Genomic DNA, 12983 nt, shown 5'->3' with positions numbered 1-12983 from the left:
CCATGACGTTGCTTGCGTTAAGCGATCTCGCCCCACAGACGCAGGCGCGACACGCCGCCGTCCGGGAAGATGTTGAAGCGCACGTGCGTGACCGGCCCGAGCGCGGCGAGGTCGTCCGCGAACGCGTGCACGTGATCCATCTGCAGTTTCTGTTCGCCGAGCAGCACCGGCCAGAACATCGCCTGCGTGACGAGGGAATCGTCTGTGCCGCCCGTCACCGATGCCGCCTGCAGCGAGCAGCGATCCGGGAAGTTGCCCTTGAAGTGCGCGGTGTCCACTTCGATCTTGCGGATCACGCCGGGCCGCGCGAGCGCGACGATCGCCCAGTCGTTACCCGGCTCGCGACGCCGCCGCGTTTCCCAGCCGTCGCCCATGTTCACGCCACGGCCCGGCATCAGCATCTGCGAGGCCGGCCCGAAATGCTGGTTGTTCGCGGCGACGAGGTACGCGCCGTTTTCGATCGCGGCGAGATCGAGCAGCGTGCCGCGCTCGACGCGGCTCCAGTCGCGCTGCGGCTGGCCATACACGCGCAGTCGCGCGAGCCCGCCGTCCGGATACAGATTCACGCGCAGATGGGTGACCGGGCGCGCGTCTTTCACCTCGACGTAGTGATGCTGGTTGCCCTGTAGCGTTGTCGCCGGCACGAGCGGCTGCCAGTCGGCGTGCTCGGGCGGCACGTCAGCGTCGCTATGACAGGCATCGATCGACGCCGCCGGCGGGAAATTGCCGGTGAAGTGGCTCGTATCGAGATCGACCCCATGCACGACGCCCGGCCGCGCGAGCCGGATCACGCAATGGTCGTGGCCGGTCGTGCGCTTGCGACGCGTCTCCCAGCCGTCCATCCACTTGCCGTGGTCGTCGTATTTGCCGGGGATGAACACCGCCGGCTGCGGGTCGAGCATGCGCTCTTTCGGCGCGAAGAATTCGTCGCTGGCGAACAGCGCCTTCGCGCCGAGGCGCGGATCGGCGAGGTTCATGTAGCGGCGTGTGAAGGCGGGAGCGTTCGGGTCGAGGATCGGGTTGGCCATGATGTCGGTCGGTGTCGAAGAGGTCAGAAACAGCCGGCGACGCCACGGCAACCGCCGGCTTTACGAAAAAAGGTCGAGGAGCTATCTGGAAAGCGATGCCGGTTCGTCTGGTCAGACCAGATCCCCGCGCAGCCGTCAGACCGCCGGCGCGGGTTCGGCCGCACCGGGTTCGACGAGCGTGTCGTCGACGACGGGCACGTAGCGCAGCGCCGCGTCTCGATTCAGCACGCGATGCGCGCGCGCCTTGTCGATATCGTTTTCCCACACGGCAACCACCACCGTCGCGACGCAGTTGCCGATCAGGTTGGTGAGCGCCCGGGCGATGCCGACGAACCAGTCGACCGGCAGAATCAGCACGAGACCGAGCACAGGAATCGCGGGAATCGCGGAGAGCGTCGCCGCGAGAATCACGATCGCAGAGCCCGGAATGCCGTGCGCGCCCTTCGACGTCACCAGCGACACCAGCACGACGACGATCAGGTCATGAATAGACAGCGGCGTGTTGGTCGCCTGCGCGATGAACAGCACGGCGAGCGTCAGATAGATCGAGAAGCCGTCGAGGTTGAACGAGTAGCCGGTCGGAATCACGAGACCGACCGTCGAATCCTTGACGCCCATCCATTCGAGCTTGCGCATGATCTGCGGCAGCACGGCGTCGGACGATGCGGTGCCGAGCACGATCGACAGTTCTTCGCGCAGATAGCGGATCAGCTTGAAGATGCTGAAGCCGGCGAGCCGCATCACCGCGCCGAGCACGAGCACGACGAACACCACGCAGCTCGCGTAGAACACCAGCACGAGCATGCCGAGCTGCTTCAGCGACTCGACGCCATAGGTGCCGGTCGTGAACGCGATCGCGCCGAGCACGCCGAGCGGCGCGAGCTTGATGATGAAGCCCATCACGCGGAAGAACACCTGCGACAGCTCATCGATCAAGCCGCTCACGCGCTGCGCGCGCTTGCCGAGCAGCGACAGCGCCGAGCCGAACAGCACCGAGAACACGAGGATCTGCAGAATGTCGCCGGTCGCGAACGCGTTGATCGCCGTGTCGGGGATGATCTTCAGCAGGAAGCCCGCTGTGTCCTTCAGGCTCTTCGCGTGTTCGGTATAGGTCGCGAGCGACGCCGCATCGAGCGAGTTCAGGTTCACGTTCATCCCTGCACCAGGACGCGTCGCGTAAGCGAGCACCGCGCCGATCACGAGCGCAATGGTCGTCATCGCCTCGAAGTAGATCACCGACTTCAAGCCCACGCGGCCGACCTTGCGCAGATCGCCCGCGTGCGCCATGCCGCTCACCACCACGCAGAACACGATCGGCCCGATCACCATCTTGATCAGCTTCAGAAAGCCGTCGCCAAGCGGCCGCAAGGACTGCGCGAAATGCGGAAACACGGCACCGAGCACGATGCCGGCCACGAGCGCTATCACGACCCGGCCAAATAGCGAATTGAAGAATTTCAACACGGCTTCCTCCTGCGGATGGTTATCTCGGTCACTTCTGTTCAGACTGGTCCGACCAGTACTGTTATGGCGAATAGTAGAAAGCCGATATACCCGCGTCAAGGACTCATCGAGCGGTGTTTACCCGTTGTGTTTTCGGCGATTTCGGGTCGGATTTCGGGTTTTCAGACGGCGCGCGGCGCGCCTTCTCGCGCGCAAGTATTAGAATTGCGGTCAGACCACGCTACCGAGCGATCCCTCATGAAAAACGTCCCGCACACCGTCACCGACGCGGCCATCGCGACCATCCGCGAGCGTATCGAGGGGGGCGTCTATCCGGTGGGCAGTCTGCTGCCGGCGCAGCGCCAGCTATCCGATGAACTGTCGATCAGCCGCGCGTCACTGCGCGAAGCGCTTTCCACGCTGGAAGCGCTTGGTCTGCTGGTGATCCGCCCCGGCAAGGGCGTCTACGTGGAAAGCGCGCAGGCGAAAAACGCGCAGGCGTGGCGCTTCGCCGAGCAGTCGTCGCTGCCCGACACGTATCAGATGCGCTACGCGCTCGAAGGCTTCGTCGCGCGTATGGCGGTGCTCGCGGTCACCAACGACGACCTCGTGTGGCTCGAGGAAAACATCACCGCGATGCAAAGCGCGCTCGCCTGCGAGGAACTCGACGAAGCAGCTCGGCTCGACTACGCGTTCCATATGCGCATCGTCAGCATCGCGGGCAATGCGGCGATCGAGTCAATCCTGCGCAGCAGCGCCGAGATCATGCAGGAAAGCCAGCGCATGCCGTTCTACCGGCGCGAGCGGGTGCTGTCCACGTACACCGAACATCGCGCGATTCTCGACGCGTTGAAGGCCCGCGATTCGCTCGCCGCGGGCAAGGCGATCGAGACACACATCGCGAACGCCGCGCAGCGCGCCGGCGTCTATTTCCCCACGCCGTAGACGGCAAAAATCGCAGACGAAAAAAAACCGCTCCGGAGAGCGGCTTTTTCATGCAGCGTGAAACCCGAAACTTACTTCGCGTTCGCGAGCGCCACAGCCGTGTCCAGCATGCGGTTCGAGAAGCCCCACTCGTTGTCGTACCAGCTCGACACTTTCACGAGTCGGCCCGACACCTTGGTCAGCGTCGAGTCGAACGTCGACGAAGCCGGGTTGTGGTTGTAGTCGATCGACACGAGCGGTGCGTCGTTGTAACCGAGGACGCCCTTCAGCGCACCTTCCGATGCTTCCTTCATGATCGCGTTGACTTCCTCGACCGTCGTGTCGCGCGCGGCGATGAACGACAGGTCGACGACCGACACGTTGATCGTCGGGACGCGGATTGCGTAGCCGTCCAGCTTGCCGTTCAGTTCGGGCAGCACGAGGCCGACCGCCGATGCCGCGCCGGTCTTGGTCGGGATCTGGCTATGCGTGGCCGAACGCGCGCGGCGCAGGTCTTCGTGGTACACGTCGGTCAGAACCTGGTCGTTCGTGTACGCGTGGATCGTCGTCATCAGGCCGTTCACGAGGCCGATCTTGTCGTTCAGCGGCTTGACCAGCGGCGCGAGGCAGTTGGTCGTGCACGATGCGTTCGAGATGACCGTGTCCGACGCCTTCAGCACGTTGTGGTTCACGCCGTAGACAATCGTCGCGTCGACGTCCTTACCGCCCGGCGCCGAGATGATGACCTTCTTCGCGCCGCCCTTGATGTGCGCGCTCGCCTTTTCCTTGGTCGTGAAAAAGCCCGTGCACTCCATCACGACGTCGACGCCCAGCTCGCCCCACGGCAGTTCGGCCGGGTTGCGGTTCGCCAGCACGCGGATCTTGTCGCCGTTCACGACGAGGTAGTCGCCGTCTACCGACACGTCGCCCGGGAACTTGCCGTGCGCGGTGTCGTACTGCGTCAGGTGGGCGTTGGTCTTCGCATCGCCCAGATCGTTGATGGCAACGATTTCGATATCGTGCTTCTTGCCGTTTTCATAGAAGGCGCGCAGGGTATTGCGGCCGATCCGGCCGTAGCCGTTGATTGCGACGCGAATCGTCATGATTTATCTCCTGATGGCTAAAAAATCCGTTTAGGTTCGCCTGGTCGGACATCCGGTTCGGTGCGTTGCCGCGCGCAGCCACGAGGGGCACGACGGCAATGCGACGCAACCATCAGCCGAGCGCGGCCTTGACCGTCGCCACCACGTGCTCGACGGTGAAACCGAAATGCTTGAACAGCACGCCTGCCGGGGCCGATTCGCCGAACGTGTCGATGCCGACCACGCCGCCTTCCAGACCCACGTACTTGCGCCAGAAATCCGACACGCCCGCTTCGATCGCGACGCGACGCACGCCATGCGGCAGCACGCGTTCGCGGTACTCGGCGTCCTGCCTGTCGAACACGGTCGTCGACGGAATCGACACGACGCGGGCGGCGATGCCTTCGCGCGCGAGGGGCTCGACGGCTTTCATCGCGAGTTCGACTTCCGAGCCCGTCGCGATCAGGATGATCTTACGCGCGACGATCTCTTCATCCCAGTCGCGCAGCACGTAGCCGCCCTTCTCGATGTTGGCGATCTGCGCGTCGGTGCGCTCGTTGAACTGCAGGTTCTGGCGACTGAAGATCAGGCACGACGGACCTTCATGCTCGATCGCATGGGTCCAGGCCACCGCGGTTTCGACCGTGTCGGCCGGGCGCCACGTTTGCAGATTCGGGATCAGGCGCAGGCTCGCGACGTGTTCGATCGACTGGTGGGTCGGGCCGTCTTCGCCGAGACCGATCGAGTCGTGCGTGAACACGAAGATCGACGGCGACTTCATCAGCGCGGCGACGCGCAGCGCGTTGCGGCTGTAGTCGGAGAACGTCAGGAACGTGCCGCCGAACGCCTTGTAGCCGCCGTGCAGCGCGACGCCGTTGATCGCCGCGCTCATGCCGAATTCGCGCACGCCGTAGTTCACGTAGTTGCCGGCGGCACGGCCTTCGGCATTCACGCGCACCGGCTTGGCGGCCTTCCAGTTGGTGAGGTTCGAGCCGGTCAGGTCGGCCGAACCGCCGAGCAGTTCGGGCAACACGGCCGACAGACCTTCGATGGCCTGCTGCGATGCCTTACGCGTCGCCACGGTCTCAGCGCGCTCGTTCGCGCCGGCGATGATCGCTTTCGCCTTATCTTTCCAGTCGGCCGGCAGTTGCTTCGCGCTGCGGCGCTTGAATTCGGCCGCTTCCTGCGGGTACTTCGCCGCGTAGGCAGCGAACGCCTCGTCCCATTCCGCTTCGAAGCGCGCGCCCGCTTCCTTCGCGTCCCATGCCGTGTAGACTTCCTGCGGAATCACGAACGGCTCCCACTTCCAGCCGATCGCTTCGCGCGTCGCCGCGATTTCCTTGTCGCCGAGCGGCGCGCCGTGCGAATCGTGCGAGCCCGCCTTGGTCGGCGCGCCTTCACCGATCACGGTCTTGCAGCAGATCAGCGTCGGCTTGTCCGACAGCTTCGCCTGCCTGATCGCCGCGTCGACCGCGTCGACGTCATGGCCGACCACGTGCGGGATCACGTTCCAGCCGTATGCTTCGAAGCGCTTCGGCGTGTCGTCGTGGAACCAGTGCACCACTTCGCCGTCGATCGAAATGCCGTTGTCGTCGTAGAACGCGATCAGCTTGTTCAGCTTCAGCACGCCCGCGAGCGAGCAGGCTTCGTGCGAGATGCCTTCCATCAGGCAGCCGTCGCCGACGAACACGTACGTGTGGTGATCGACGATCCTGGCGTCGGGCTTGTTGAATTCGGTGGCGAGCAGCGATTCGGCGAGCGCCATGCCGACCGCGTTCGCGAGACCCTGGCCGAGCGGGCCGGTGGTCGTCTCGACGCCTGGCGTGATGCCGTATTCCGGGTGACCCGGCGTCTTCGAATGGAGCTGGCGGAAGTTCTTCAGCTCGTCCATCGGCAGGTCGTAGCCGGTCAGATGCAGCAGCGAGTACAGCAGCATCGAGCCGTGACCGTTCGACAGCACGAAGCGGTCGCGATCGGCCCATTGCGGGTTCTTCGGGTTATGGCGCAGATGACGCGACCACAGGGCGACGCCGATTTCGGCCATGCCCATCGGCATGCCGGGGTGACCGGAGTTCGCCTTTTGAACGGCGTCCATGGCCAACGCGCGGATCGCGTTGGCCATCAGGGAGGTGGGTGCGGGAGACGGGGTCGTCATGTCGAGTCCGGAGACAGAGTCAGAAAGCGGGGGCGCGCTTGAGGCCCGGAAGCTCGGCGGTCACTTCGCTACGGCGCACGATGCGGCGCCAGGAGACGCGAAACGGGCAGAGCAAGCGGACAAGGCTGAAAGCGTCACATTCTAGCAGAAGGCTAACCCCCTACCCGGCCGGAAAGCCGCCTGGCCACGTGGTTCAACGCACACCGCCAGGCGGCGGCATTTACAATTCGAGCAGCTGTGTGTCCGCACTACCGATCGAGCCCGTCCGCCGTGAACGCCCTGCTATTGTTCCAGCCTTGTCCCGACGCCGTCTACGGCTTTCCTCACTCGCGCCTCGTCGAGCGTGTCGAATCCCGTTATCAGACGATCGAGATCTGGGACACGCCGCAGCTCGGCGCGCTGTTCACGCTCGACGGCCGTCCGATGACGTCCGCAGGCGACGAGTTCATCTACCACGAATGCATGGTGCATCCGGCCACGCTCGCGCATCCGGCGCCGCGCGCGGCGCTGGTGCTCGGCGGCGGCGATGGCGGGGCCGCGAGGCAATTGCTCAGGCATCCGGGCATCGAGCGGATCGTCGTCGCGGAGCTCGATCCCGAGGTCGTGCGGCTCACGCGCGGACATTTGCCGCAGGTGCATGGCGGTGCGTTCGACGATCCGCGCGTCGAGCTGGTGATCGGCGATGCGGCGGACTACGTCGCGGCGGCGGCCCGCGCGACGCAGGGTGCAACGAACGTCGCGGCCGCGCAGTTCGACCTCGTCGTATTCGACCTGACGCCACCCGATTCGCCAGCGGCCGGCCTGTACACGCCGACCTTCTACGCGCAGTTGAAGCGCGTGCTGCGTGCTGATGCGTTGCTGTCGCTCCATCTCGGCTCGCCGTACCACCACGCGCCGCGCATCGCCGCGCTGCTCGGCGATCTGCACGCCGCGTTCGCACAGGTGCGCACGCTGGGCACCTTCGTGCCGCTCTACGGCTCGCTATGGCTGATGGCGATCGCCAGCGACACGCTCGACCCCGCCGCGCTCACCGCCGACACGCTCACCGAGCGTCTCGCCGCGCGCGGCATCGATTCGCTGCGTCATTACGAACCAGCCCTGCACGCGGGGCTATTCTCGGCGGCGCGATCGGCGCGCGATAAACTGAGCCCGTTGACGAAGTCGTCCTTTTGAAGCGCGGACACCTTGCGCGAATCGGTTCGTGTGATGCCGGCGTGCCGCGCCCGACCGAAACCCGCAACCGTGGCCTCGCCGCCTCACGAGATCCGGAGAACTCCATGACCGCCCCCCACCCCGCCGGTGTGCCCTGGCTCACCCCCTATCTGACGGTGCGCGACGCGCGCGCGTCGACGGCATTCTTCTCGGCGGCGTTCGGTTTCGACGTGCGCGACAGCGTGCAGGACGACGGCGTCGTCATGCACGTCGAGATGACCTATCAAGGCCAGCTGATCGTGATGTTCGCGCCTGAAGGCGCGTTCGGCTCGACCGCGAAGACGCCGAAAAGCGCGGGCACGATCGCGCCGCAATCGTTCTATGTCTATGTCGAGGACGTCGACGCCGTGTATGCTCGCGCGCTCGCGGCCGGCGCGAAGTCGCTGAGCGAGCCACAGGACCAGTTCTGGGGCGACCGCTTCGCGCAGGTCGAGGATATCGACGGCTATCGCTGGGCACTCGCCCGCCACCTGTCCTGAATTCAAGAGTCTCCCGTCGATGCCCCGTTTTTTTGTTGATATCCCGCTTTACGCCGACGACGTGATCGCACTGCCCGACGACGTCGTGCGCCACGTGGCCGTGCTGCGTCTGCAGCCAGGCGATTCCCTGACGTTGTTCAACGGCCAGGGCGGCGAATACGGCGCCGAACTCGTGGAGGTCGAGCGTCGTGCGGCTCGCGTGAAAATCGGCGAATTTCGCGCGATCGAGGTCGAGCCGCCGTATCGGCTGACGCTCGCCCAAGGCATCGCCGGCGGCGACAAGATGGACTGGCTGATCGAGAAGGCGGTCGAACTCGGCGCCTCGGGCTTCGTGCCGCTCGCGACCGCGCGCAGCGTCGTGCGGCTTACCGGCGAGCGCGCGCAGCGGCGGCAGCAGCACTGGCAGGGTGTGGTGCGGGCGTCGTGCGAGCAGTGCGGACGTAATCGGGTTCCGGACGTGATGCCGGTGTGCGAGATTGGCGCGTGGCTCGATACGCTCTCGCGCGAGCCGGCGCCTGACGAGCTGCGCCTGCTGTTATCGCCGCGCGCGAGCATCGGCTTTGCGGCGCTGCCTGACGCGCCGCCGCCTGGCGGCGTGACGCTGCTGATCGGCCCCGAAGGCGGCCTTTGCGCCGACGAGGAAGCCGCCGCCGGCGAACAGGGCTTTACCGCGATTGGCTTGGGACCGCGTGTGCTGCGCACCGAGACCGCCGGCATCGCAGTGTTGGCGGGGCTCGCGGCGCGCTGGGGCGGCTGGTGAGCGGGTGCTTGCCCAAGCAGCGCGACAAAAGCAAAGGCCCGCCAATTAGCGGGCCTTTGCCGTTTATACCGCGACGTTCACTGTCAGATTCGAGCAGCTACGCCTGAACAGGCGAAAATCCGGCGAACTTCAAGCGAACGAGTAGAACACCCGGAACGCGACCTTACGCTCGGCCCAGAATTCGGCCGCTTCACGGAACACGTCGAGCAGCGTCTCGCGCCCTTCCTTGTCGAATTTCTGCGCGATCGGCAGGTGTTCGAGCACGATCACGAAGCCGGGCTGCGCGCCGGCCTTGTGCACGAGGTCGGTCAGGCAGTCGTAGAGCGCGTCGTAGTTCTTGCCGAAATGCTTGGGAAACAGGAACGACGTCGCGATCGTCTCGAGCACTTCCTGCTTCGAGGCGGCGTTCGCGCAGTACGCATACAGAAAGTGCTGGCCGAGCAGGTTGGCCTCGTCGGCGAGATCCTGCACGCGGAACGCGCGGATCGACTGCACGATGTTCGGCCGCACCGTCCTGAAAAGGCTCATGGGCTCCTCGTTCGATGAAACCACCGTGGCAGCCTCGCTTTGATTGTCGCGACCCTGCTCGTCGGCGCGCATCTTCATGACGCGTTGGAACAAATTGCCGTCGCCGGCCGCGAAAAGATCCGTCGCGACTCCGGAATCGTGCGCGTAGATGTTGTCGCTCATGCCGTTCATCCCAATGTCATTCAACAATATGGTTAAAACTGGTGCAATGGTCGTCCGAGTAATAACAATTGTCGGTCCGCTGTAGCGGACCTCCGCAGACGATGCGGCGCGCCCCGCGATTACGCGCGTGAGGCGTGGGGACGGTGTATTCGTGGTAATAGCCGCGCCGGTGGGCGGGCAGCACCCGTTCGTAGTTGCCGAATACGATGCCGTCCTTCTGATACGGGTAAGGCCCGCCGGCGGCAATGAGGTTCAACGTATCGACCGCCTCACGCGGCAATTGCGCCAGCGCGATGGTGCCCACCGCGCTTCCACCCCAGCTGGCGCCGAGTAATCTCGCGCCAGCGCTTCGGGCGCGGAACTGGACAACGCGCAGAGTGCGGCGGCACCGATCAGCACGCCTTTCATGCGCAACCAGTTGCGTGCCATGTATCCGGTTTCCCCGCTGTCAGATCACGAGTTTGACGACCATGAAAGTCGTAAGGGTATCGCTAATAGCCTTTGGAATCAACGTTCGACGGCCGATGGCACCCCGCCTCACCCCGCGGAAAAGCCGGTGGCGCGGACTTTGACGACTTTTGACAGAATGTTTAGCTCGATCAGGCTAAACTGAGCTCAACCGTGATCGAATGCAGTGCGGGCGGTGCAAGCGGCCGCTGGCCGAGACGCTCGATTGCGGTTGTTGGAGCCTGAAACCACTGAGCCGAAAGGCCGTGTCATTGCCATTTTTCGGGGTGGCGATCCCCAGCTTGCCCTGAGGGCGTGCCCATTGCGGGCACGCCTTTTTTTTCAGGTACGCCGGGTGGAAAACCGGCGCCGGGCCCGTCGCGGCCCGATCACGATGCGCAGTTAGCGGGTTGCGCTAACGTCCGCGACCAGCAGCGCCGTCATGTTGACGATCCGGCGCACCGTCGCCGACGGCGTCAGCACGTGCACCGGCTTGGCCGCGCCGAGCAGAATTGGGCCAATCGCAATGTTGTTGCCGGCCGCCGTCTTCAGCAGGTTGTACGAGATATTGGCCGCGTCGATGTTCGGCAGCACCAGCAGGTTCGCGTCGCCTTCGAGCGTCGAATCGGGCAATACCTCACGGCGCAGGTTGGCGTCGAGCGCGACGTCGCCGTGCATTTCGCCGTCAACTTGCAGCCCCGGCGCGCGTTCGCGCAGGATCTCGAGCGTATCGCGCATCTTCTGCGCCGTCGGCGCGTTGCTCGAACCGAAGTTCGAGTGCGACACGAGTGCAACCTTCGGCTCGATGCCGAAACGGCGCACTTCCTCGGCTGCCATGATCGTGATCTCAGCCAGCTCGGCCGGTGTCGGATCGACATTCACGTGCGTATCGACGAGGAAAATCTGCCGATTCGGCAGCACCAGCGCGTTCATCGCCGCATAGACTTTCGCGCCGGGCTTCTTGCCGATCACCTGATCGATGAAGTGCAGGTGGCGGTGCGTGGTGCTGACCGTACCGCAGATCATGCCGTCCGCCTCGCCCTTCTTGACCATCATCGAGCCAATCAGCGTGGTGCGGCGGCGCATCTCGAGCTTGGCCATCTGCGTGGTGATGCCCTTGCGCGACATCATCTTCGCGTATTCCTGCCAGAACTCGCGGTAACGTTCGTCATGATCGGTGTTGACGACCGTGTAGTCCTGCCCCGCGACGAGCCGCAGGCCATAACGCGCGATCCGCTGCTCGATCACGGCCGGCCGGCCGATCAGGATCGGCTTTGCGAGCTTTTCGTCGACGATGATCTGCATCGCGCGCAGCACGCGCTCTTCTTCGCCTTCCGCGAACACGATGCGCTTCTTCTCCGGCTCGACGCTGCGCGCGAGCTGGAAGATCGGCTTCATCGTCGTGCCGCTGTGATAAACGAACTGCTGCAGATGCTGCGCGTATGCGTCCATGTCCTCGATTGGACGCTCGGCGACGCCGCATTCCATCGCGGCCTTCGCCACCGCGGGCGCGACCTTCACGATCAGACGCGGATCGAAGGGTTTCGGAATCAGGTATTCCGGTCCGAACGATAGATCCTGGATGCCGTACGCGGTCGCGACGATGTCGCTCTGCTCCTGGCGCGCCAGCTCGGCGATCGCGTTGACGGCGGCGATTTCCATTTCGCGCGTGACCGTCGTCGCGCCGGCGTCGAGCGCGCCGCGGAACAGAAACGGGAACACGAGCACGTTGTTGACCTGGTTCGGGTAATCGGTGCGGCCCGTGCACAGCACCGCGTCCGGACGCACTTCGAGCGCGAGTTCCGGCAGGATTTCCGGCGTCGGGTTCGCAAGCGCGAGGATCAGCGGCCTGGCGGCCATCTGCTTGACCATGTCCTGCTTGAGCACGCCGCCGGCCGACAACCCGAGGAACACGTCCGCGCCTTCGATCACCTCGGCAAGCGAGCGCGCGTCGGTTTCACGCGCGAAACGCTCCTTGTCCGGGTCCATCAGTTCGGTGCGGCCCTTGTACACGACGCCCGCGAGGTCGGTCACGGTGATGTTTTCGAGCGACAGGCCGATGTCGACCAGCAGGTCCAGACACGCGAGCGCCGCCGCGCCCGCGCCCGACGCGACCAGCTTGACTTCCTTGATGTCCTTGCCGACGACCTTCAGGCCGTTGGTGACCGCCGCCGCGACGACGATCGCGGTGCCGTGCTGGTCGTCGTGGAAGACCGGAATCTTCATGCGCTTGCGGCATTCGCGCTCGACGATGAAGCAGTCCGGCGCCTTGATGTCTTCGAGGTTGATGCCGCCGAAGGTCGGTTCGAGCGCGGCGATCACCTCGACCAGCTTGTGCGGATCGTTCTCGTTGATCTCGATATCGAACACGTCGATGCCGGCGAACTTCTTGAACAGGACGGCCTTGCCTTCCATGACCGGCTTCGACGCGAGCGGCCCGATGTTGCCGAGGCCCAGCACCGCGGTCCCGTTCGTGACGACGCCAACGAGGTTGCTGCGCGCGGTGAAGCGCGCGGCGTTCAGCGGGCTCTCGACGATTTCCTCGCACGCGAACGCGACGCCAGGCGAATACGCCAGCGCGAGGTCGCGCTGGTTGATCATCTGCTTGGTCGGGGCGATCGCGATTTTGCCGGGAGTCGGGAACTCGTGGTAATCGAGAGCTGCTTCGCGGAGTTTGGTATTGACGGGATTCGACATAAGGCGGGCTTCGGAGGGCAGATTAGAATAGACGTTCGACGGCATTGTAGCCCCAATTGCCTACGC

General features: G+C 64.7%; 11 protein-coding genes. 4 read left to right on the top strand and 7 right to left on the bottom strand.

Annotated elements, in window-relative coordinates:
* Window positions 1–17 precede the first annotated feature (17 nt).
* Together alc and OKW35_RS29305 are read right to left on the bottom strand one after the other, a co-directional pair.
* A complete protein-coding gene (gene alc, locus OKW35_RS29310) occupies window positions 18–1028 on the bottom strand; it encodes an allantoicase (RefSeq protein ID WP_090801856.1) in 1011 nt (336 codons plus the stop codon).
* Window positions 1029–1163: 135 nt separating this feature from the next.
* On the bottom strand, window positions 1164–2492 hold the full coding sequence (locus tag OKW35_RS29305; RefSeq protein ID WP_090801858.1) for a C4-dicarboxylate transporter DctA: 1329 nt from the start codon (window positions 2490–2492) through the stop codon (window positions 1164–1166).
* Window positions 2493–2729: 237 nt separating this feature from the next.
* Here OKW35_RS29305 and OKW35_RS29300 point away from each other — a divergent pair, with 237 nt between their 5' ends.
* On the top strand, window positions 2730–3416 hold the full coding sequence (locus OKW35_RS29300) for a FadR/GntR family transcriptional regulator (protein ID WP_184058464.1): 687 nt from the start codon (window positions 2730–2732) through the stop codon (window positions 3414–3416).
* Window positions 3417–3487: 71 nt separating this feature from the next.
* Here OKW35_RS29300 and gap read toward each other — a convergent pair whose 3' ends face one another.
* Window positions 3488–4498 carry a type I glyceraldehyde-3-phosphate dehydrogenase gene (gap, locus tag OKW35_RS29295; protein ID WP_008923882.1) on the bottom strand — a complete coding sequence of 337 codons (1011 nt, stop codon included), beginning with the start codon at window positions 4496–4498 and terminating at the stop codon, window positions 3488–3490.
* Between the two features lie 112 nt (window positions 4499–4610).
* Window positions 4611–6632 (bottom strand): transketolase, encoded by a 2022-nt coding sequence (gene tkt, locus OKW35_RS29290; protein ID WP_429553907.1) that lies wholly within the window; start codon window positions 6630–6632, stop codon window positions 4611–4613.
* A gap of 270 nt (window positions 6633–6902) precedes the next feature.
* On the opposite strand from tkt, the gene speE reads away from it, so the two are divergent.
* The 3 genes from speE (at window position 6903) to OKW35_RS29275 (ending at window position 9083) form a co-directional block, all read left to right on the top strand.
* Window positions 6903–7805 carry a polyamine aminopropyltransferase gene (gene speE, locus OKW35_RS29285; protein ID WP_429553906.1) on the top strand — a complete coding sequence of 301 codons (903 nt, stop codon included), beginning with the start codon at window positions 6903–6905 and terminating at the stop codon, window positions 7803–7805.
* A gap of 104 nt (window positions 7806–7909) precedes the next feature.
* Window positions 7910–8323 (top strand): VOC family protein, encoded by a 414-nt coding sequence (locus OKW35_RS29280; protein ID WP_090801864.1) that lies wholly within the window; start codon window positions 7910–7912, stop codon window positions 8321–8323.
* Between the two features lie 19 nt (window positions 8324–8342).
* On the top strand, window positions 8343–9083 hold the full coding sequence (locus OKW35_RS29275; RefSeq protein WP_429553905.1) for a 16S rRNA (uracil(1498)-N(3))-methyltransferase: 741 nt from the start codon (window positions 8343–8345) through the stop codon (window positions 9081–9083).
* A 129-nt stretch (window positions 9084–9212) separates the two neighbouring features.
* On the opposite strand, the gene OKW35_RS29270 is transcribed toward OKW35_RS29275, so the two are convergent.
* The 3 genes from OKW35_RS29270 to OKW35_RS29260 all read right to left on the bottom strand — a co-directional run bounded on the left by OKW35_RS29270 (window position 9213) and on the right by OKW35_RS29260 (window position 12962).
* Window positions 9213–9773 (bottom strand): barstar family protein, encoded by a 561-nt coding sequence (locus OKW35_RS29270; protein WP_184050947.1) that lies wholly within the window; start codon window positions 9771–9773, stop codon window positions 9213–9215.
* Window positions 9774–9789: 16 nt separating this feature from the next.
* A complete protein-coding gene (locus OKW35_RS29265; protein WP_429555097.1) occupies window positions 9790–10149 on the bottom strand; it encodes a ribonuclease in 360 nt (119 codons plus the stop codon).
* A gap of 473 nt (window positions 10150–10622) precedes the next feature.
* Window positions 10623–12962 carry an NADP-dependent malic enzyme gene (locus OKW35_RS29260; RefSeq protein WP_429553904.1) on the bottom strand — a complete coding sequence of 780 codons (2340 nt, stop codon included), beginning with the start codon at window positions 12960–12962 and terminating at the stop codon, window positions 10623–10625.
* Between the last annotated feature and the right edge of the window lie 21 nt (window positions 12963–12983).

This window comes from Paraburkholderia sp. MM5477-R1 (assembly GCF_050436385.1).
Lineage (GTDB): Bacteria > Pseudomonadota > Gammaproteobacteria > Burkholderiales > Burkholderiaceae > Paraburkholderia > Paraburkholderia tuberum.
The sequence above is the reverse complement of the archived record's forward strand: the minus strand, read 5'-3'. Positions and strand labels throughout refer to the sequence as shown.

Coding starts and splice junctions, on each gene's coding strand:
- OKW35_RS29280 (WP_090801864.1), top strand. CDS start 7,910: ATGACCGCCCCCCACCCCGCCGGTGTGCCCTGGCTCACCCCCTATCTG.
- OKW35_RS29260 (WP_429553904.1), bottom strand. CDS start 12,962: ATGCCGTCGAACGTCTATTCTAATCTGCCCTCCGAAGCCCGCCTTATG.
- alc (WP_090801856.1), bottom strand. CDS start 1,028: ATGGCCAACCCGATCCTCGACCCGAACGCTCCCGCCTTCACACGCCGC.
- OKW35_RS29275 (WP_429553905.1), top strand. CDS start 8,343: ATGCCCCGTTTTTTTGTTGATATCCCGCTTTACGCCGACGACGTGATC.
- tkt (WP_429553907.1), bottom strand. CDS start 6,632: ATGACGACCCCGTCTCCCGCACCCACCTCCCTGATGGCCAACGCGATC.
- gap (WP_008923882.1), bottom strand. CDS start 4,498: ATGACGATTCGCGTCGCAATCAACGGCTACGGCCGGATCGGCCGCAAT.
- OKW35_RS29300 (WP_184058464.1), top strand. CDS start 2,730: ATGAAAAACGTCCCGCACACCGTCACCGACGCGGCCATCGCGACCATC.
- OKW35_RS29270 (WP_184050947.1), bottom strand. CDS start 9,773: ATGAGCGACAACATCTACGCGCACGATTCCGGAGTCGCGACGGATCTT.